This is a genomic window from Ignavibacteriales bacterium (assembly GCA_026390575.1).
GTDB lineage: Bacteria > Bacteroidota > Ignavibacteria > UBA10030 > UBA10030 > Fen-1298.
This window is the reverse complement of the sequence record JAPLFR010000015.1, coordinates 181,939-203,997: the sequence shown is the minus strand read 5'-3', so window position 1 is coordinate 203,997 and position 22,059 is coordinate 181,939. Positions and strand designations below refer to the sequence as shown.

13 protein-coding genes are annotated in these 22,059 nt (G+C 45.0%); 6 read left to right on the top strand and 7 right to left on the bottom strand.

The annotated features are described in order from the left end of the window. Position 1: 1 nt before the first annotated feature. From ilvD to NTX44_12170, 3 genes are all read right to left on the bottom strand, one after another. On the bottom strand, positions 2-1,672 hold the full coding sequence (gene ilvD / locus NTX44_12180; protein ID MCX6122358.1) for a dihydroxy-acid dehydratase: 1,671 nt from the start codon (positions 1,670-1,672) through the stop codon (positions 2-4). 675 nt (positions 1,673-2,347) lie between these two features. Next, entirely contained in the window at positions 2,348-5,518 is a 3,171-nt protein-coding gene (locus NTX44_12175; GenBank protein MCX6122357.1) for an N-6 DNA methylase, read from the bottom strand. A 301-nt stretch (positions 5,519-5,819) separates the two neighbouring features. Beyond that, on the bottom strand, positions 5,820-6,017 hold the full coding sequence (locus NTX44_12170; GenBank protein MCX6122356.1) for a hypothetical protein: 198 nt from the start codon (positions 6,015-6,017) through the stop codon (positions 5,820-5,822). Positions 6,018-6,422: 405 nt separating this feature from the next. Here NTX44_12170 and NTX44_12165 point away from each other — a divergent pair, with 405 nt between their 5' ends. Together NTX44_12165 and NTX44_12160 are read left to right on the top strand one after the other, a co-directional pair. Next, on the top strand, positions 6,423-6,851 hold the full coding sequence (locus tag NTX44_12165) for a hypothetical protein (protein MCX6122355.1): 429 nt from the start codon (positions 6,423-6,425) through the stop codon (positions 6,849-6,851). Between the two features lie 13 nt (positions 6,852-6,864). Beyond that, complete coding sequence (locus NTX44_12160) at positions 6,865-9,411, top strand: TonB-dependent receptor (GenBank protein MCX6122354.1); 2,547 nt, start codon at positions 6,865-6,867, stop codon at positions 9,409-9,411. 197 nt (positions 9,412-9,608) lie between these two features. Here the strand turns inward: NTX44_12160 and hemN are convergent, their stop codons facing one another. The 3 genes from hemN to NTX44_12145 form a co-directional block, all read right to left on the bottom strand. After that, complete coding sequence (hemN, locus tag NTX44_12155) at positions 9,609-10,997, bottom strand: oxygen-independent coproporphyrinogen III oxidase (protein ID MCX6122353.1); 1,389 nt, start codon at positions 10,995-10,997, stop codon at positions 9,609-9,611. Between the two features lie 109 nt (positions 10,998-11,106). Next, entirely contained in the window at positions 11,107-11,466 is a 360-nt protein-coding gene (locus NTX44_12150; protein MCX6122352.1) for a hypothetical protein, read from the bottom strand. A gap of 69 nt (positions 11,467-11,535) precedes the next feature. Beyond that, positions 11,536-12,534, bottom strand: coding sequence for a dihydroorotate dehydrogenase-like protein (locus NTX44_12145; GenBank protein MCX6122351.1), 999 nt, complete (start codon positions 12,532-12,534; stop codon positions 11,536-11,538). Between NTX44_12145 and NTX44_12140 the strand changes: the two genes are divergently transcribed. Further along, positions 12,522-12,824 (top strand): hypothetical protein, encoded by a 303-nt coding sequence (locus NTX44_12140; GenBank protein MCX6122350.1) that lies wholly within the window; start codon positions 12,522-12,524, stop codon positions 12,822-12,824. The genes NTX44_12145 and NTX44_12140 overlap by 13 nt on opposite strands. A gap of 91 nt (positions 12,825-12,915) precedes the next feature. On the opposite strand, the gene nifJ is transcribed toward NTX44_12140, so the two are convergent. After that, positions 12,916-16,506, bottom strand: a complete 3,591-nt coding sequence (nifJ, locus tag NTX44_12135; protein MCX6122349.1) for a pyruvate:ferredoxin (flavodoxin) oxidoreductase — start codon at positions 16,504-16,506, stop codon at positions 12,916-12,918. 491 nt (positions 16,507-16,997) lie between these two features. Between nifJ and NTX44_12130 the strand changes: the two genes are divergently transcribed. From NTX44_12130 to NTX44_12120, 3 genes are all read left to right on the top strand, one after another. Next, entirely contained in the window at positions 16,998-18,491 is a 1,494-nt protein-coding gene (locus NTX44_12130; GenBank protein ID MCX6122348.1) for a hypothetical protein, read from the top strand. Between the two features lie 248 nt (positions 18,492-18,739). Further along, complete coding sequence (locus NTX44_12125; protein MCX6122347.1) at positions 18,740-19,684, top strand: C10 family peptidase; 945 nt, start codon at positions 18,740-18,742, stop codon at positions 19,682-19,684. A gap of 293 nt (positions 19,685-19,977) precedes the next feature. Next, a complete protein-coding gene (locus NTX44_12120; GenBank protein MCX6122346.1) occupies positions 19,978-21,591 on the top strand; it encodes a hypothetical protein in 1,614 nt (537 codons plus the stop codon). The last annotated feature ends 468 nt before the right edge of the window (positions 21,592-22,059 follow it).

The following is a 22,059-nucleotide window of genomic DNA, read 5'->3' as shown; positions in this document are numbered from 1 at the left end:
CTTAACTTCTCAGCGTTGCGCCGGTGTTGGCACTGGTCACAAAATACGAATACCGCCGCAGCCATTTGCTGGTTGTGCGCGGTTTGAATTCCGGCAGAGATGCAATACGCGAACGGATTTCTTCGTCGCTCAAGCGAACGTTCAACGTGCGCGCATCAAGATCAATGTCGATCATGTCGCCGGCGTGTAATGCCGCAATGGGACCGCCGCTTGCAGCTTCTGGTGAAACGTGTCCGATACATGCGCCGCGCGTTCCGCCGGAAAAACGTCCGTCGGTAATGAGCGCAACTTTATCTCCTAATCCCATTCCCATAATTGCTGAAGTTGGTGAAAGCATCTCTACCATACCCGGTCCGCCGCGAGGCCCTTCATAACGAATCACGACAACATCACCGGCTTGCACCTGTCCGGCAAGAATACCTGCTTGCGCATCTTCCTGACTTTCAAAAATTTTTGCAGGTCCACTATGCTTGCGCATGGGAGCAGATACTCCGGCTGTTTTGATCACTGCACCTTCAGGTGCAAGGTTTCCGAAAAGAATCGCCAGACCGCCTTTTGGCGAATGTGGATTTTCTATCGGACGAATAACTTCTGCATTCTTCACTTTTGCTTTCGCAACAATGCTCCGTAATGTTTTTCCGCCCACAGTCGGCCGATCAAGATGCAAAAGATCATCCCCTTTGCGCGTTACTTCATGGAGAATCGCGGGAACGCCGCCTGCCTTGTGTAAATCCTGGATATGCCAGGGACCGGACGGACTGATTTTTGATAAATGTGGAATCTTATCTGCTACTTCATTGATGCGCGAAAGCGGATAGTCTATTCCAGCTTCATTGCAGAATGCAAGCGTGTGCAGCACCGTGTTGGTACTTCCGCCCATCGCCATATCCAAGGCGAAAGCATCGTCGATCGCGTCCTTGGTGACGATGTCGCGGGGCCGGATGTTCTTTTCAATCAATTTCATTATTATTTTTCCGGCTTGCTTCGTAAGGTCGTTCCGCTGTTTGCTTTTCGCAAGAGCGGTGCCGTTAAAAGGCAGACCCAGTCCAATCACTTCTAAGAGACAATTCATGGAGTTCGCCGTGAAGAGTCCTGAACAGGAACCGCAGGACGGACAGGCAAATTTTTCAAGAATTTTTAATCGCTTTTCATCTATCGTTCCAGATTTGTATTCGCCGACTCCTTCAAAAACGGAAATCAGATCAATCGTTTTACCGTCGGGAGTTTTTCCGGCTTTCATCGCACCGCCGGTGACAAAAAAAGTGGGAATATTGGTGCGGAGCGCGCCCATTACCATACCGGGTACAATCTTATCGCAATTTGGAATACAAACCATTCCGTCGAATTGATGACCTTCGATCATTGTTTCTATACAATCGGCGATCAGTTCGCGGGAAGGCAGGCTGTATTTCATTCCGGCATGTCCCATCGCAATGCCGTCATCTACTGCGATGGTATTAAATTCGAATGGTACACCTCCCGCTGCACGGATGGCTTTCTTCACAATTTTCCCGAATGCCTGCAGGTGCACGTGGCCTGGTACGATATCCACGTAGGAATTCGCAACGGCAATAAAGGGTTTGCCGAAATCTGCTTCTTTTACGCCTGTTGCGCGAAGAAGAGCACGGTGGGGTGCTCGTTCAAAACCTTTTTTGATTTGGTCGCTACGCATACTTCATTCCTTTCTGACAGAAAGTAACATACTTTTTCATCTGCCAGAGGCGAACGTTGCAAGACCTGAATTTGTTGGATACCGATTTCGGTGTGCTTCGTCAGCCTCTGGCTTTTCTCAGCCTACAATAATAAGGCTAAGAGTAAGCACGAGGCTAAGAATAATAGTCAGCGGTACAATTACGACATTCGTTGACAGAACAACCGTAGACACGACGCTTGGTGAAGCGGTGCTGTTTGTTGAAACGGAGGCGATATGGTTGTTTTGTTTCACTGTATTTGAGTAAATAATTTCTGTTATACAGTACGAAATTCTTTTCGGTTTGTCAAGAGTTTAGCAAAAAAATCTTAATCCAAACATAAAATTAATGAATATTTATACAGGCAAATGAACATTATCCAAGTGGAAGGATTTATTCGAAAATGGATTCCAAGGACTATTTTAAAGACTAAGCACTAGCCGTCACAGGTAGCGAGCCCTTTGTGATTCCCGCTTACAATCCGCGGGAATGACAAACAAGAAAAATGTCATTCCCGAATGTTTCAGTCGGGAATCTATCCTTGGAATAATAAAACTGTTTTTCAATGACGTGGCGATAGCCTCTCGAACCCCCTGTTCCGATTGCATCGGAACTTCCCCCCTTCAAGCGAAGGGGGGATAAAGGGGGGGTCGCTTTTACAACTCAATTACTTTTTTCTCAACTCGCGGGAAAAGCTTATCAAGCTCTTTCTGTACTTCAATAGTCCTGGCAATGGAGGTTCCCATTTGGCAGTAATGTCCTGAGTCTTCCATTTGTCTGCCTTTGCGATCTTTGAGATATTTTTCCATGACCTGATACCCGCCGATTTGGTAGTTCCATACTTCGGCAGAAACGTTCTCAAAATATTTCTGATCGTTGATATACACGCGTTCGTTCTCTTTATCGTATCGCGGCTTGACTATGGCGTCGTCTTTACCCTTACCAAAATATTTGAGGATGGGTTTGTTCAAAGCTTTATGCTTGAGCAAATGCAGTTCTATCAGTTCACTGCCGAGTTTCGACATTTCATGAAATAGCTCATAATTTTTGGTGAACGGAATGCGCGGGAAATCAATCTTCAAAAACTCTGCATACTTTTCGCGGTAAACATTGCTATATAAGACGGCGTAACAGTATTGCAGGATTTGCTCCGGCGTTGGGACTTTGCCGTACGTTTCGCCCAATTGCTCAAACACTTTCAGCGCAATGTTCGCTTTCTTGCCCCTGTCCCCTTGGGATTTTGCTTTGCCGTATTCCGCTGCGGTTTCAAACAGCATCATAGTGGAAAGTGAGGCTTTCTTTTTTGCTTTCTCGGTTTCGTAGAGATAAAGAGGTGCTATATAGGATATCCCGCCTCCGGCTGTTTTATTTCCAACAACACATTGATCTATGAATGTATCAGATACAAAAGGAGAGACATCAAACTTTGGAGATTGAGGTCTCATAAAACAAATTCCAATATTTTCCTTTAACATATGCTGCATTACATCATAGCGCATTCTTTCAACAATAAATTCAGAATAATAAATGAAACGCTCATCAAAGGGTCGATATAATATTTTATTATAATGCTCATCATAATCTTCGTCTTTCGCCAATTTTTCTCTTGCTTCATCCAAATCCCAACTACCAGAGCTTTTTAAATGATAAGCAGATGCAAGAAATTCTTTGTCAAATTTCATATTTCTGAATTGTCTTATTCTTCCTTCCAGCGCTTCTTTATTAAAAGCAATGGCAAAGTCATCTTTTGCTGTAACTATTCCAACATTATGAGTTGGGAAAACATCATTCACTTTCCACCATTTCTCATAATGTTCAATCTCTTCCGTATTTCTTTTAATCAAGAAATACCATGGTGTTTTTGGATTCAATGTTTCATAATCTTTTTTCTTAAATGGCTTCTTTTCTAACCATTCATATTTTTCATCTCGTAAGCCAAAAATATCCCGATGATAAACCTTACAGCCCTTTGTATTTTTTGTTTTTACAAAAACGGCAATCGCTGTTCCCTGCTGAATATCAAAAACATTTTCATCCTTCTCACCGTCGGGAGTCGTTTCTTTTTTCTTAGCATTGCCGTGCAGATCAATAATATAAATCTCGTTATACGTTTTCACCAAGCTTTGACGCATACCGCGAAATGTAGGATTATCCAAATAACTATGGTTGGTAATCATACCAACAATTCCCTGCCCGGCTTTGTGAATCTTCCATTGAGCAAAGCGAAGGAATTTTACATAATCATCTTGCAGCCATTTTGGGTTTTTCTCGCCAAGCGGTTGTCCATCAACAGTATAATATCCAGTTGCGCCATCAATATCTTCTTTTAATAGTTGTTCTGTCCAATCATTGCTGTTTGCGGAATTAGCTGAGTACGGCGGATTGCCAAGAATAACGAGTATCGGTTCTTTTTGTTTTATCTGTCCGGCAAGGTGGTTTTCATCGCTTAGGGATTCAAGTCCGGGAATTTCGGTTTGCTTTAAATCTTCTATGTCGAGTGTGTTGGTCAGATAGAGCTTAAAGCGGTCGTCGTCCTGCATGGTATAGCCGAGTTCTTCCAGCAAGAAACTGATTTTAATATGCCCGATGGCATACGGAGCCATCATCAACTCGAACGCATAAAAGTTTTTGAGAATCTGGTTTTTAATCAGTTTCGTTTTTCCTGCATCGCCGTATTTTGTTATGTATTCTTGTACCGCCAGCTTAATTGCTTCCGCAGGAAACGTGAGCGTTCCTCCTGCCGGATCGAGCAAAGTTACATCTTTACTCGCCAATCCGTCTTGCAAATGGAAATGTGTTTTAAGCAAATCGTGAATTGCACGGACGATATATTTCACCACCGGTTCCGGTGTGTAATACACTCCGCGTTTTTCGCGCGTGCCTGGATCGTAGATATTCAAAAGGGTTTCGTAGAAGTGAACGATCGGATCTTCGCCTTTTCCCTTCCGGTAATACTCATCCAGAATTTTGTTCACATCGGCCGCTTGAAGCACTTCGGCAATGTCATCAATGATTACTTCCATCTGCGGCGGCAATTTGTCGAGAGAGATAAATCGAAACACATCGCGCAGGATGCCGATGGTTTTGGGAATCAGATCGTACGCTAATTTACGGTTGAACTCTCCGGTTGCACGCGTGCGCGCTGCAAACAATCCGTAAGTAATGGTTTGTGAATAGATGTCCGCAAAATCTTTCGGTGAAAGATCGGAAACGAGATATTGTTTGAAGGCGGTATAGAAGCCGAATGTTTTTCCCTTGCCATGTTCTGCTTCTTCCAGTTCTTTGATGACTACTTCATCGCGCAAAAAGCCGGTACGTTTTGCCAGCTCTACTGCGAGATTTTCTGCGGTGAGCACATTGGGCAGAGAGAAAGAAAAGAATTTTTCCAGAAGCGTGATGAACTTTTCTTTGTGTTCGACCGGCGGAACGGTTTTGAGTTTTTTGGCGATGTACGGCCTGGCGAGAAGAACTTTATCGAACAAGTCGCCGTTGCGGTATAACCGGAACTCGTAAAAATCAGTGAGGATAAGATTGGGAAATGTGGCGCGGTAGCGTTTCAGTTGTTCTGAATCTTCAATGAGGTCGAGATTCTCTCCCGGCTTCTTCGCTTCGATGTACCCAACGATCTGCTGCTTGCCATCCCACACGCGGAAATCCGGATTTCCAGCTTCGGTCTTTTTAGGAAGCGTGGTAATTTGAATATGCTTTTTGCCCGTTTCAGCGGCAAAGGATTCTAAAAAATTGGAGAAGTTACCGTAATAACTTTCTTCGCGGGCGTCGCCCTGTGCGGTGCTGGATGCTATTTTCTTGATGTATGTTTCTAACATATACTATCCTGTACAGAATTCAATCTCATCGGAAAAGACAAGTACCCATGTGCTTGCCTTGAAGCATTGCGGCGGGAATCGTATGAGAAAATAGTAACGAGTTTTGGAGTGGAAATCAAGAGACGTAGAGTCCGACGCCTCGTCGGACATTTTCCAAATCTTCACCATTCCTAATATCGTCCAGCTAAGAGCTGGACTCTACGCCTGCTTTGTAGAATCCGACACCATGTCGGACATTTTCCGGATTCGACTCATTTCCTGTTTGTCCAATTGAGAGCCGGACTCTACGTCTGCTTTATATTCATTTTAAATTTTCTAATTTGACATTAATCGAAGAGGCAGCGATCGCGACGATGCCAACGACAACGACGATAACAAGTGTCACAGTACCAATTATCTGCAATGCATTGTACTTTTCCATTTTGACTCGATCGATGAGTTCTTGCGGGATTCTTTCGCTAAAAATCGAATCTTTACCGTCAACGATTTGAATCCCCACACATTATAGCGGCGGGGAAACGGTATTCACTTCATTTACCTTTGACTTTTTCCTTGCTTTACCTTATTCTATTTATTATTACCTGTTGCAGGATATTAATTCAACGGCACACCGTATTCTCTATTATCAAGCGACTGGAATATTTATAGTTTCATGAGAGTTGAGAAAAAATAGTTGAGGTCGATTCTAATGTTTGAATGGCTGAAGACCCAAAAACAAGTTCTGCCTTTGAAAAACTTCCTCCGGATCATTTTTTTCTTCTTTATATGCTTTGGAGTCCTCGTCGGATCGGGTTGCGACGAATCACTCCCTCCCCGCGATAATCCGGACATTTTATTCAAGGGGGATATCTCCTGTACTTATATTTATTCGGACAAAGAGAATGACTGCAGATTCTTAATCGATGTGACAAATATCTATGATGAAACTATCCAGGATACGGCTTTGGTTCAGGGAACAATCGAAGTGAGCCTCAAGCGGGATCCGCAGTATCACAAAACGATCCATCTTTCTCTTCAAAATTTTCTTGGACCATTCGTCTATGATACGTTGAGAAATCTCTTCACAATCGATCCTGAGAAAAAAGCAACTTTTTCTGCCACGTGGAATTTTGTTGATGACAACCAGGTCGATCTTACAACCACCATCTTCACATATCAGGTGGATACAACTTGCCCGTTCCGAACTATATCACAGACGGAGACGTTTATAGTCAAAGGATCTATTCAGATTGTCAATAGAGGAGGAATTACTTCATTCGGCCCTAAAGAATTCAAGACATTTTATATCACGCCTTCTTATATCGTAACCAAGACCTGTACTCCGTATCCATAATTCTCCAGCCAAGATGAAAAGAGCAACAAAGAACATATTTTTTCTTTTGATAGGTCTCTTCGGATTGATTCACTCAATCTCATTAGGGAGAGGAATCACGGGGACACTCGAGGGAAAAGTACGGGATAAAGATACTGGGGATCCGCTTCCAGGTATAGCGGTTGTCGTGATCGGAGCGGGGATAGGATGCTCAACTGATTCGCTGGGACGTTATCAAATAACAGGTATCCGAACAGGTGTGTATGATGTCCGGTTCCAAATGATCGGATATCAGACGAAGACCATTACCAAAGTCACAATCCTTCCGGATTTTAAGACAAATGTCGATGCGACGCTCAAACAATCATCGGTGGAAATGGAACCGATCGAAATTCGAGCAGAGCATGCTCTTATCCAGAAAGATAAAGCCGCATCAGCGTACCAGTACAGCGGAGCGCAAATGGATCTCTTGCCGGTTTCACGTTTGAACGAAGCTTTAACGTTGATGCCTGGGGTGACGCGGGAAGGGAATGTCCGTGGTGGAAGAACGAACGAAGTCATTTACTTGTTAGATGGGATACCAATCCAGGATGTCATTTCCGGAGGTTCCTCGGTCGAACTTTCTAAAAATACTGTAGGGGCAATGACGATGTGGATAGGAGGATTCGATGCAGAGTTTGGCAACGCGTTATCCGGTGTAGTGAACATTGTCAGTCAATCGTCATCGCCAACACAACAATTTCAAGTGCGGTATGAACGTGATCATTGGCTTGCAGACCATCTGGTCCAGCAGACCGATAAAGAAGATGAAATAGAATTGTTTGCCAGCGGACCTCTTATAGCAGGAACGCTTTCGTACCTCACCACGAACACTTATTCTTTGAATGACTCACGCTGGTGGCAGGATTTCCAGCATTTCTTTCCATCCCCCATCAATAAGAATTTTACGGGACTCACGCGATTAGAATATGTACCGACACAGGCAACGCGTCTCGTTCTTCAAGGGCTTTATTCCATTCAACAGATGCGGGATTATGAATATCGCTGGCGTTATAATTTGGCGGGGCTTCCCGAACGGAAGAAAGATATCTACCGCGGTACAGCGATGTTTACTCATACACTCTCGCCGCATTCGTTTTATACCGTGACCCTTGGGTATTCTACTCAGCGTTCCCACATCGGCCCCGAGACGAAGGACGAGTTGACATTGATGCCGTACCAATACGATATCTACTTGCGTTTCATTGCCAGTGGGTCAAAGAATTGGTGGGCTGAAACGAAACAGGACATCTTCACGCTGAAGGGAGAATATACGCTCCAGGCATTCTCATTCCACACTTTTAAAACCGGGGCAGAACTCAATCAATACACAATCTACGGCGACATCATCAAATACGAACCGCAGGTAACCTATTTCGGGAAACCCATACTCGATGCCCCATTATTAAACTACAGCAATTTTTATGAGTATCATCCACGCATGGGTTCTGTTTTCGTCCAGGATAAAATGGAGTTTACCTCTGATGGTGCAATGATGAATTTCGGTTTCCGGTGGGATTTCCTTGATCCGGCTGCACAGCGGCCGATCGTTGAATACATCCCAACGAATCCGGATGAATACCAACAGCACGTCACAGGAACAGTTCACACGACGGTGAAACAACAGATCAGTTCTCGGTTCTCATTTACGATGCCCGTTGGGCCGGATGGATATCTTTTCGCTAACTATGGCCGGTATGTTCAGTTTCCCCTCTTTGAGTATCTCTATTCCGGTATCACACCAATTCAATTAGAATACGGGGCAAAGAATGTTTTAGCCGGTAATCCAGATTTGGAACCTGAACGGCTCACTGCCTGGGAATTTGGCGCAAAACAGTTATTGAAAAATAATTGGGCGATTTCGGCAACGTATTTTCAGAAGAAAATTACAAATCAAATCGATGCGAAGACTCTTGTTCCGTTTGACAACAAATTTTCGGGAAATTACGGATACGCCTCCTATGTCAACCTTGATGAAGCCTACGCAGAAGGTTTTGAGATTGTCTTGACTCATGAAAGTCCGGATTGGCTCAATGGATTTATCTCGTATACCAATATGTCGACAGAAGGATTGAGCGAGCAGGCAGATCAGAACATCAATATCGCACAATGGGGTTTCGCTGTACCGGCATATCCATACCCGCTCAGCTGGGATCAGCGGCATACTGTAAAGATGAACCTGGATGCAAAACTCCCGTTCGGAATAAATGCAGATCTGTATGCAGAATATCATTCACCGCGGCCGTACACTTTCTATCCGACAAAAGATGGATTTGTTCCTCTTGATCCCTCCCAACCGTTCCTCCCCAATAATCGCCGGATGTTCGAAGTATATACCATCGACGTCAAAATTCAGAAATCAATACAAATTCATTCACCCTTTCCCATCGATCTCAGATTGTATGCAGATATCCGTAATGTATTGAATACGAGAAATGTACTCTGGATTGATTCGAATAACCGCACTGGAGGAGAGCTTGACGATCCGAGTGCGTATAGCACACCGCGCCGGGTTCGCATCGGAATTCAATTGCAGTTCTGATAATTCTACTACCGTGTTGCCTACCGTATGACATCTTTCACGGCCCCATCCTCTGATTCGGTTTTCGTTGTGTCAGGGCGCAGTGATAAAAACTTGGTAAGCCGGGGCTGAATACGTTATTCAGGAAGATTGTTTGTGTGTGCCTCATACCTTTGTATTTTTGCATGAGGTGAGGTGCGTATTTTTTCTATGAAGAACTATACCGTTCTGGAAAAAATTGGTTTTTCTTTCGTCGTTTTCGGAAGGTAGGCATCGAAACACATAGCAATGTTTCGAAGAACGAATCGGCCCGAATCGGTCACGACAATGTGATCACGTTCCAAAGAAAGTAGTTGGAGAGGAATAAATTCTTTCAGCTTGAGCAGTGCATCGGAAAAATATTCATCAAAAATAATTTCGAAACGCCGTTCTATATCTCGCTTATCGAGTTCGAGATCGCACATCAAACGCATAATGACAAACTTGCGAACTTCATCATCAGGCGTCATTTTGTAGCCAAGGATAGTTGGAAAATGTCCGTTTTCAATTGCATCATAATACGCGGGTAAATCTTTTACATTCTGCGCGTACACCGTTCCAAAGTGTGAAATTGCAGACATGCCGAAACCAAAAAGATCGGCGCCTGCTTTGATGGAATATCCTTGAAAGTTGCGGTGTAATGTCTTGCGTTTTTGTTCGCGCGCCAGTTCGTCTGTCGGTTTGGCGAAATGATCCATGCCGACATACACATATCCCGCGTCAATAAGCGTATTGATTGTTAATTGCAGCAGATGTAATTTTTCTTCCGCGGTCGGCAATTGATCCTGGTGGAGGAGTTTTTGATGCGGCTTCACCCATGGCACAAATGCAAAGTTGAACACAGCAATCCGCTCCGGCGACAACTCAATCACTTTTTCTAGCGTCGTCGTAAACAACTCCACCGTCTGCAGGGGCAGACCATAAATGAGGTCTACATTAATGCTTTTAATTCCAAGTTCTCGCGACCAACGGAAAACCTGCTGCGTCAATTTTTCCGGCTGAATGCGATTGACTGCTTTTTGCACATCATCATTAAAATCCTGTACACCGAGACTGAACCGGTTCGCTCCGCTGTCGACAAAAGCTTTCAGGTGATCGAATGTCAGTTCGCGCGGATCAATCTCGACACTGATTTCAGCATCATCTGAAAATGTGAACCGCTCCCGTATAAATTTTGAAAGCCCGCTGATTTCATCCGGTGTCAGATACGACGGCGTGCCGCCGCCCCACGCCATCTGAACAACTTTTCTCTCTTTGCCGATGAACGATGCTGTGTGATCAATTTCTTTCTTCAACGCGATGAGATATTCGGATATCTTTTCGCGGTTCTTTGTAATAATGGTCGTACATCCGCAAAAGTAGCACAGCGTGTCGCAAAAAGGTATATGGAGGTACAATGACAACGGGGCAGAGCTGTTATGATTATTTTCGATCAGGTCATCTTCAAAACGTTTCGCAGTATATTGAGCAGAGAACACCGGCGCCGTAGGATAACTCGTATAACGCGGACCTGGACGGTCAAATTGTTTCAGAATAGAAAGAAGATTATCGTTAATTGCTTTTTGCAAGCGGTACTTTACTGTTAGGGATTGGGAAATAGGCGTTAGTTATTGACTTTGAGCCTTGGGCGTTTTGTTTTTACCTGCTGACTCTACAATGCTTTCTGCAAGCTGTATGCTATCTTTGTGCAACTTTCTCCGGCTTTGTTTTCCTACCCTTATTGATGCATTGAGTGCAAAGCTCTGCCGTAGGATGTTTCTTCAGATGAGCTGTTGAAATATGTCCGCCGCATAAGATACACACGCTGTACAGGTTTTTGTCGCAATCTTTTATTGCATTTTCTATTTCTTTTCCTTCGGTTCCATAACGCAGCGTTCGCTCGCACATCGCCGATGGATTTGATTTGCATGGTTGAACCGGTTGATCACAGAACGGACAGATAAGATCTTTTCCATCTTTGAGTGAACCTACCCATGGAGACTTGGACATTTTATCCAAGTTTTTCCCGAGGGCTTTCATCAAGATTTTCTTTCTCATCTGATTCTCTTTAGGTTTTCCCATACTAATTCTCTTCACCCAATAACACAGGCAAAGAGTAATCAGTTCCTAGACAAGAAGTTTATAACGATTAAGCGCTTTCATATAATTCGCTCGTTCATAGGAAGAGGGCTCGGCAATGGATTTATGGCTGAGACTTCCCTTCATCTGTTCGATGGACTCGTATTCATGCTCCGTCATCCAGTGCTCTACATCCTTTACCACTTTAGCGATATGTTCCGGACCATGCATCAGCAGTGCAGAACACATCATCGTGATATCTGCCCCTGCCATCGTCAACTTCAGCACATCTTCTGCCGTGTGGATACCGCTCGTAGCCGCGAGACTTGCCTTTACCTTTCCAAATAAAATTCCGATCCAGCGCATTGGCAAACGGTTTGCGTATGAATCGCTTAATTCAACACCCGGCTTCACATCCAATTCTTCGAGGTCAATATCCGGCTGATAGAAACGGTTAAAGAGCACCAACCCATCGGCCCCTTCGTTCACAAGACGTTGTGCAATATGAGGAATCGAACTGAAAAATGGACTTAATTTTACGGCAACCGGAATCTTCACTGCACCGTGGACTTGCTTCAATATCTCTATGTAGCGATTCTCTACGTCTATACCGGACATCGTTCCGCTTGTGGGAATATAATAGACATTTAATTCCAAGGCAGCGGCTCCTGCTTCTTCCATCTTTTTTGCATAGCGAGTCCAGCCGCCCGGTGTGACACCATTGATACTGGCAATAACCGGAATTTCCAGTTTGTTCGATGCTTTCGCAACAAGCTCCAAATATTCTTCTGGAGCAAATTGATAATCACCGGTATCGGGAAAGTATGTAAGTGCTTCCGCATAACTCTCCGTCCCGTATGACTTGTAGAAAGCCAGCGATTCAGCTTCATTAGTGACCTGCTCTTCAAAGAGCGAATGCATCACAATTGCTGATACGCCTGCATCTTCAAGTCGGTGCATCGAATCCATCGAGCGTGATAACGGACTCGCTGACGCAACAATCGGATTTTTTAATTTCATTCCGAGATATGTTGTTGAAAGATCCATCGTATTCTACTCCTCGTAATATGAGACGAACAAAGCACTTACCAGAGAGACACTCGGATGCCGCTCTGCAAAATGCAAAGCAGCATGAGTATTCAATAATCGATGTCACGCACGATCCAATAAAATATTGCTACGACTTTTGGCTACGCCATCCCTTCGGGACAGGTCGTGGTTTTTATTTCACAAAAAAATCCGGGCTTTTCCCAAAGGGATGGCCTTTTGCCAAGCCCAAAACGAATCAAAATGCGGCTGAAGCCGATGTTGTTTCGTTTTATTTTACCACGACGTAAACCTGCCTGCCGGTAGGCAGGCGTCGTGGCTATAAATTAACTTGTTTTGTATAATATCAGTTAACGATTACTTTGTACGAAGCGTTCCTTGTTAGTTCGTTGCCGGAGTTTTTTCATTGCCGCTTTCGTGCGCGAACTGTTCATAGAGCGACCAACGGACTTTCACGTCTTCTTCCGCCAGCTTCAATAATTCCTTTGCACGCTGAGGGTCGCTTTTTGTCAAGACATTGAAGCGTGTTTCCGTCGATGTGAAATCTGCGAGTATCCCCTTTGGTGCTTTTGAATCCAGCTTAAACGGATTTTTTCCCTCTTTGATCAGTTCCGGATTATACCGGAAGAGCGGGAAGTAGCCGGTCTCGACTGCAATTTTCTGATTTGTCATGCCGCGCGCCATATCGATGCCGTGCGCGATGCAATGCGAGTATGCAATAATGATGGATGGACCGTCGTATGATTCTGCTTCGATAAATGCACGTACAGTCTGCGCATCGTTTGCACCCATCGCTACGCGCGCCACATAAACGTTATTGTACATCATCGCCATGAGGCCGAGGTCTTTCTTTGCTGTTGATTTGCCTGCAGCGGCAAATTTAGCAACTGCACTGCGGTTTGTCGATTTCGACATTTGACCGCCGGTATTGGAATACACTTCGGTGTCGAGAACGAGAACATTCACGTTTTTACCGGAGGCAAGAACATGATCTAATCCGCCGTAACCGATGTCGTATGCCCAGCCATCGCCGCCCATGATCCAGACGCTTCGCTTTACTAGATTATCTGCAAGAGTCAAGAGTCGTTTTGCTTCCGGTGTGTTCATACCTGCTAACTTGTCTTTCAAAACCTTTACACGCTCACGCTGCTCGTAGATTTCAGCTTCATTCTTTTGCACAGCTTCGATGAGTGCCGTGGCAAGATCGACACCGATATCGGTTGAAAGTGTTGTCACGTATTCTTTTGCCATTGCATTCAACTTATCAGCCGTTAAACGCATACCGAGACCGAATTCCGCATTGTCTTCGAAGAGCGAATTCGACCACGCTGGTCCGCGTCCGTCAATATTCTTTGCCCACGGAGTCGTTGGCAAGTTGCCGCCGTAGATAGATGTGCAGCCAGTGGCATTCGCAACCATCATGCGGTCGCCAAATAACTGACTGGCTAATTTGATATAGGGCGTCTCTCCGCAGCCGGAACATGCGCCGCTGAATTCGAACAACGGACGGAGGAATTGTGATCCCTTGACCGTATCGACTTTCACCGTACGCCGGTCAACTTCAGGCAGAGTGAGGAAGAATTCGAAGTTCGCTTTTTCCTGCTCGCGGATTGGAGGCTGGGGCTTCATATTGATTGCCTTTATCTTTGCTTCCTTCTTGCTCTTCGCAGGGCAGAATTCCACGCAGAGACTGCACCCCGTGCAATCTTCCGGCGCTACTTGAACGGTATACTTCATACCTTTGTACTCTGGTCCTTTGTAATCCATCGCCTTGTAGTTCGCAGGAGCTGATGCAAGCAGAGCGGAGTCAAATACCTTTGTTCGAATCGCGGCGTGCGGGCACACAATTGCGCACTTGTTGCACTGGATACAAATGTCCATTTCCCATACTGGAATTTCGAGTGCAATGTTTCGCTTTTCCCATTGCGCGGAAGCTGTCGGGAATGTGCCGTCATTCGGCATTGCAGAGACGGGAAGCTGGTCGCCATCACCGGCGATGATTTTTGCGAGAACATTTTTGACAAAGTCGGGTGCTTTATCAGAAACTGCCGGCGGCATTTCAATAGTGCTCGTAACGCCGGAAGGAATTTTTACTTCGAAGAGATTCGCAAGTGTCTGATCGACTGCTTGATAATTCTTCTCGACAACCGCTTCGCCTTTTTTACCGTATGTCTTTTGAATAGAATATTTAATCGCCTTTATCGCTTCGTCTTTTGGCAAGACTCCGGAGATGGCGAAGAAACAGGTTTGCATAATCGTATTCACGCGGCTGCCCATACCGGTTTTCTTCGCAACATCATAAGCATCAATGACAAACAGTTTCATCTTTTTGTCGATGAGCTGTTTCTGAATATGACGCGGTAAGTGGTTCCATACTTCATCTTTACCGTAGATACTATTCAACAAGAATGTACTGCCGGGAATTGCCGCTTGCAATACATCGAACTTTTCAAGGAAGAACCATTGATGGCATGCGACAAAACTTGCACGATCAATGAGATAAATAGAATGAATCGGGCGAGGGCCAAAACGCAAATGTGAGGTCGTCGTAGATCCGGACTTTTTAGAATCATAAACAAAGTACCCTTGCGCATAATTCTCAGTGTCTTCGCCAATGATTTTAATAGAATTCTTATTCGCTCCAACCGTACCATCGGCGCCTAAACCATAGAAGATCGCGCGAACGACATCGTCTCTTTCAACACTGAAGTTCGGATCACATACCAAGCTTGTATGAGAGACATCGTCGTTGATGCCGACAGTGAAGTGATTCTTTTGCTGCGGCTTCTTCATTTCGTCGAAGACCGCCTTTACCATTGTTGGTGTAAATTCTTTTGAGGATAATCCATAACGACCGCCAATGACACGCGGCATGGATTTGATAGGTGCTGTACCAGCGGCGAGAGATTCGTTCAACGCTGTGATGACGTCAAGATACAGCGGTTCACCGACAGCACCGGATTCTTTCGTGCGATCCAGCACTGCAATATTCTTCACCGTTGCAGGCAGTGACTTCACAAAATGTTCAATGGAGAACGGACGGTAGAGGCGAACTTTTACTAAACCGACTTTTTCACCTTTCTCAATCAAATATTCAACTGTCTCCTGCGCTGTTTCTGCGCCGGAACCCATCATAATAATGACGCGTTCTGCATCCGGTGCGCCAACATATTGGAATAATTTATATTCACGTCCGACAAGTTTTGCAAATTTGTCCATTGCTTTTTGCACAATACCCGGCACCGCTTCTGTGTATAGATTTGCTGCTTCACGTGCCTGGAAAAATACATCGGGATTTTGCGCAGAGCCACGAAGAACCGGATGTTCCGGAGAAAGTGCACGTTCGCGATGTTTCTGAATCAATTCGTCATCAATCATTGCCCGAATATCGGCATCGCTCAATTGCTCGATTTTCATAACTTCGTGTGACGTTCGGAAGCCGTCAAAAAAATGAATAAATGGTATGCGCGATTCAAATGTTGCGGCATACGAAATAAGCGCTAGATCCATTGTCTCCTGCACCGAGTTTGCAGACAACATTCCCCAGCCGCATTGGCGCGTCGCCATGACATCGCTGTGATCGCCAAAGATCGAAAGCGCATGCGTTGCCACTGTGCGGGCGGCAATGTGGAACACTGTCGATGTCAATTCACCGGCAATTTTAAACATATTGGGGATCATAAGCAGGAGCCCCTGCGAAGCTGTAAATGTGCAGGAAAGCGCTCCGGCCTGCAAAGCACCGTGCACAGCGCCGGCAGCGCCGCCTTCACTTTGCATCTCCACCACTTGCGGAACCGTACCCCACAGGTTTGTTCGTCCTTGCGCTGACCATTCATCTGCCCACTCGCCCATATTGGAGGAAGGTGTAATGGGATAAATCGCAATAACTTCGTTCAATTTATGAGCAACATAGGCAGCCGCCTCGTTGCCGTCAATAGTAACTTTTACTCGTCCATTCTTTGCGTCTGACATTGTATTGGTCTCTTCTCTATATTATAATTGATAAAAAAACATAGTCTATATACTCAGGCAAGAATTGTTCCGTCCTGCCAAGCCGTATTTATCTTGAAATTTCGCAAAATATGTGCACAACTACAAATAGAATTCGCAGTTCTGCGAGATGGCGGCTTCAGGTTTGCAGAATTGGAAGAAATGTAATTCGATTCTTCCGGTAAGGTATCAGAAGAATAATAAGGGCATTATCCTTCTAATAACGATAGAATCGACAAAAGAATTTGATATGAAGCTCCTCGCTGCAATCGACAATTTATCCTCAATGGCTAAAGTTTTTGGGACAGATCCGAGATTTCATTTTGTATAAACAAGCTGAGTCAATAAAAAGTGAGAGAGTGTATAGTCCGACTTGACTCTTGCTAATAAAACAAATCTTTTTTACTCTTTTTTCACCTTTTTATTGGTATCAGTTTTTTAGACATTATCTTTTATACTTTAGGAGTTCAGGTATGAAAAAGATTACGAAAATTATTACAACCTGCAATCTTATCATAACCGGATTGGCATTTTCCCAATCACCATCTATAGGCATATTCAAGGGCAATGGCGACATAGGCACATCTCTGAAACCCGGATCTGTCCAATACGATTCCACAAAGAAAACCTACACTGTTGCGGGCGGCGGGGAGAATATGTGGTTCTCGAAAGACGCTTTCCACTTCGTATGGAAAAAGGTATCCGGCAATATTTCGCTCGCTGCAAATATCCAATGGATTGGCACGGGCGGCCATCCGCACAGAAAAGCCTGCCTCGTTATCAGACAAAGTTTAGATGCCGGTTCAGCTTATGCAGATGCCGCGCTTCACGGTGAAGGACTTACATCTCTTCAATACCGCGAAGTTCAGGGTGAACTAACACATGAGATTCAATCCAATGTTAAATCGCCGGTAAAAGCCCGCATAGAAAAAGACGGCGATTATGTTTCTATGTCGATCGCCCGCGAAAACGAAGAGCTTCAACCGGCAGGCGGATCTATCAGAATAAAAATTACAGACCCGTTCTACATCGGACTCGGTATCTGCTCCCATGACAGCAATGTCGTTGAAACAGCGGTTTTTTCAAACGTAGAAATCAGAAATATGGAATCAAAAGTTATAGGAGAGCCAATGCTCGAAAGCACACTTGAAACCATCGCAATCGCATCGACAGATCGAAAAGTAATATATAGAACACAGGATCATATAGAGGCGCCCAACTGGTCGCGAGACGGGAAATACCTCCTGTTCAATAGTAATGGCCTCATGTATAAGTTGGAAGTCAACAGCTTGACACCTCAATTAATCGATACAAAATTTGCCAAATCCTGTAACAACGATCACGGCATATCACCCGACGGTAAATTGCTGGCGATCAGTGACCAGACCGTAGATAATAAATCACTTATTTATGTTCTGCCGGTTGAAGGAGGAGAACCGCATCTCATAACTCCAACTGGACCGTCATACTGGCATGGCTGGTCTCCTGATGGAAAAACACTTGCATATTGTGCCGAACGTAACGGGCAATATGATGTTTATACTATTCCTAGTACCGGCGGCGAAGAGAAGCGGCTGACAACCGCTCCGGGTTTAGACGACGGTCCGGATTATTCCCCCGACGGGCAGTATATTTATTTCAATTCTGAACGTACCGGATTCATGCAAATCTGGCGTATGAAAACAGACGGCAGCGAACAGGAACAAGTTACAAAAGATGATTACAACAATTGGTTCGCGCATCCTTCACCGGACGGCAAATGGATTGTTTTTCTTTCATACGACAAAGATGTGAAAGGACATCCTGCGAACAAGGATGTGATGCTGCGAATGATGCCTGTTGGCGGTGGAGAAATAAAAGTACTGGCAAAATTGTTTGGCGGGCAAGGGACAATCAATGTTCCTTCATGGTCACCCGACAGCAACAATCTGGCGTTCGTAAGTTACAGGCTGATTAGCCCCAGATAAAACTTCTGAAATATTAGAAGAGATGATAATTGTGATGTCTTTAGAAAATGAGACTTTAGAGAATCCATATGTACGATAGAGAAACAGAAACAGTTTCCATCTGGATGTAAGTCCTGACCGCAATAAACTGAGATAGTGCACAACCTTGCTGTTCATTGGAAAACTTGGTAACATTCCCGCGAGTGATTCTCTCCCATCGCGTCGTTCTACTTTGAGAATCGGAGAAGTGCTCTTGTCTTGAAATACTTATGGAAGCAGAATTACAGCATCGGGGTAGTTTATTTTCTGTTCTATCGCAGGAGATGCGTCTGCGGAACTACAGTCATAAGGCAATCAAAGCATATAAAACAGTATACGTTCTCTTATTAGAACATAGAGTTGCCACATTGTTCACAAAAATCGGATCACTTGTGAATACATCCCCATCAAACGGGCGCGAGTGTCATTCGGCGAAGTATCTCTCCAGTTTGCTCACGATCATTATCTTCTTGCTGCTAGGTTGTGAGAGAGACATGGTACCGTTGTTCCAAGAGGCTCAGCCTCATTGGAACAATACTCGAGGTCCCTTCTTGAAAACGCGATGGGGGCAGGATGGTTCTTACGCCGCGTTTAGTCCGAAGCACGAAGCGCTTGGATGCTGGTCTGTCGCATTTGCGCAAACCCTTGCCTATCATCGCCTGCCACCGAAAGGGGAGATAGTCTACAACACTCACGGGGGTATAAGTATCAACGAACGGCTTGATAGCCTCGTGAACTGGGACCGTATAGTGCCATCGATCGGAGAAGAGAGGCAAGCCAATGATACAATGCAAATCGCGCAATACTGCTACCAGGCCGCGGTTGTAGTTCAGAAGGATTTCGGACGTGGAGAGTATATGGATATTAGCATTGTGCCGCGGGAGGTTTCTGAGCACTATCGCTGTCGCGTTGACCATGTGAACACCAATATCGCAGAGCGGGTAAAAACGGAGATGTTGGCCGGACGACCCGTGGTAGTGTATTTCAATGACATCCTCGACATCGGAATTGTTCGAAACGGTCATGCGGCGGTCATCGACGGTTATGTGGAGGACCAAGGGCGCGTCATGGTTCATATTAACTTTGGTTGGAAAGGGGCGAGCGACGGGTGGTACGATTATGCAATAGTCGCCAAGGAACGAGATCTCCAATATATCTTCACACTTGTGCCATAAGTACTCGATTGTGCAGAAAGCAAGGGCGCCAATTCTACTGTCCCGCAACTGCGCCTAACAAACGGCAAACCGGCGCTCGCTCTCTGTATAAGAAAGAGTTAAACCTAAGTTTGGCTCGTTATAAAGAGCTCGCAACAGCGGTTTGGCTAAATGTTGGCTGCAACCCAAAAAAGACGACAACTTATGGGATTTGAAAACATAATTCAAAAGGGCCATCGTGATAATGTAATTATTACCTGGACAAATAAATATGGATTCTTAATCTTTAGAACTTGAAACGAAGGGAAATTCTAATGAATCATTTAACAACATTAATAGGCTCCTTGATCGTATTGCAGATCAATAGCCTCGAAGCGCAGGAAATCAAAAACACAACGGCTATCGCTCAGGTGTTTGCAGATACCACCATCCGCCCATCTGGCATGCGGTTGGAGTGGACATACTTCATCAGCGGAAGTGATTTTGAGTCTGTCAAAACACGCACACCAGTTATCGATCGCGACGGCATGCTCTGGTTCTTAGGCGAAACGGAGTCAAAGGATTTTCCTACAACGCCTGATGCACTCTATCGCACCTACCTGGGAGGTAACGACATGGGCAAGGAGGACATCTACCTCATGAAGTTTAACACCCGTCAACCTGAGATCGCCTATTCAACTATTCTGGGTGGCGCAAAGGGATCGGAGTCTCCCTCTGATTTGGTCGTGAAAACCAACGGCACTATCACTATCGTGGGCAGTACCAGCTCCCGGGACTTTCCCACGACCGATGACGCGCTTACCAACCAGTTTCAAGGGCCTGAAAATGGCCGTCATGACGACGGCTTTCTCACGATTTTGGGCAACGGTGGGCGCAAACTGCAATACTCAACGTTCATCGGCGGCACCCGCCCCGACAGGGTGACGAAAGTGTTCATCAACCCTTCCGGCGAGATGACATTGTTTGGCACCACTGAATCTCCGGGATTTCCAACTGCTGATGCAATCCGCCCCGCTGGGGTTAGGGATGGGTCTCAGTTTGTGATGCGTCTGGATGCGAAGGGACAACGGATTCTGTCCTCGCGTCTATTGGCTAATTTCGCTCCGTGGGAGCCTGACGTCTTGCAGCTCGCTTCTGGTGATTTACTTATTACGGCTAGCACCAACAACCCGGCGTTCCCAACCACCCCGAACGCCTACAGCAGTATCTATCACGGCAGCGACATTCAAAAAATGCCCGATGGCAAACTACTGCAAGGGCAAGGTGACGTCTTTGTCATGCGTCTAACAACAGACCTGAAAACAATTTCCTTCGCCACCTTATTTGGCGGAACCGGAGATGATTACTATCCAAAAATTGCTACTGTTCCCGGCGGCGACTTCTTTATTTTCGGAACTACGACATCGAATGATTTACCAGTGACGACCGATGCCCTTGAAAAAACAATGGAGAGCAAAAGGGCACTTTTTCTTGCCCGCTTCAGCGGCGATGGCAGACAACTCAAGTATTGCACCTATCTGGGAGGCAAAGGAGCCGAATCAACTTCCTATGCCGGGGGACTCGTCTACGATGGCCGATCGAAAATTTATCTCGGCTGCGGACAGGTCACATCGCCCAATTATCCAGTCACGCCGGATGCTTTACAGGCGAAACCTCATGGGTGTCAAGACGCTGTTCTTCTCTCCTTCAACGTCGCAGACAATTCGCTAGCCTATTGCTCTTATCTCGGAGGGTCGAAGAACGAGGACATACCTCAACTCACCTTCGACGCGAACGGTGCGCTCTACGTAATTGGAACTACGGATTCAGAAGACTTCCCGACACTCGAAAAAAAAACTGGACAAAGGAAAGGGATGGATATCTTCATCTCTAAGTTCTCAATCAACCTGGCCTCAAAGGATTCAGTGAAGAAACCGTCATCACTTTAAAGATTAATTCACTTGAAAAATGGGCTGCTGCCAACACCGCATATATTTTATTGGGGTTGTACTACTAATTTCAAAGGATTTGCTTCTATTTAAGTTTTGTGCACCGTGATAGCGAAGCACTTCGAACCTCCCCAACAAAACATATGCGCAACGTTATGTGCAATTATAAAAACACTATAACTCAATATAAAACATGGAAACACTCAAAAGATTTGAAAACTACTCGATTGGGACTGTGATTCTATCAAACTTTGTTTCAATAGGTATTTATGGACTTGGCTTTCTCATAATTTTTAGAATAGGATTGGTGTTTTCATTACTTTACTTACTGTTTATTTTAATGTTAGAATTTAGATTGTTACGACATCATTGCCCCAACTGTTATTATTGGGGCAAGACCTGTGGATTTGGAAAAGGGAGACTCAGTGCATGGTTTTTTAAAAAAGGCGATAATTTTCAATTCTGCAT

Coding starts and splice junctions, on each gene's coding strand:
- NTX44_12175 (MCX6122357.1), bottom strand. CDS start 5,518: ATGTTAGAAACATACATCAAGAAAATAGCATCCAGCACCGCACAGGGC.
- NTX44_12150 (MCX6122352.1), bottom strand. CDS start 11,466: ATGAGAAAGAAAATCTTGATGAAAGCCCTCGGGAAAAACTTGGATAAA.
- NTX44_12145 (MCX6122351.1), bottom strand. CDS start 12,534: ATGGATCTTTCAACAACATATCTCGGAATGAAATTAAAAAATCCGATT.
- NTX44_12130 (MCX6122348.1), top strand. CDS start 16,998: ATGAAAAAGATTACGAAAATTATTACAACCTGCAATCTTATCATAACC.
- NTX44_12160 (MCX6122354.1), top strand. CDS start 6,865: ATGAAAAGAGCAACAAAGAACATATTTTTTCTTTTGATAGGTCTCTTC.
- ilvD (MCX6122358.1), bottom strand. CDS start 1,672: ATGCGTAGCGACCAAATCAAAAAAGGTTTTGAACGAGCACCCCACCGT.
- NTX44_12120 (MCX6122346.1), top strand. CDS start 19,978: ATGAATCATTTAACAACATTAATAGGCTCCTTGATCGTATTGCAGATC.
- NTX44_12125 (MCX6122347.1), top strand. CDS start 18,740: ATGGAAGCAGAATTACAGCATCGGGGTAGTTTATTTTCTGTTCTATCG.
- nifJ (MCX6122349.1), bottom strand. CDS start 16,506: ATGTCAGACGCAAAGAATGGACGAGTAAAAGTTACTATTGACGGCAAC.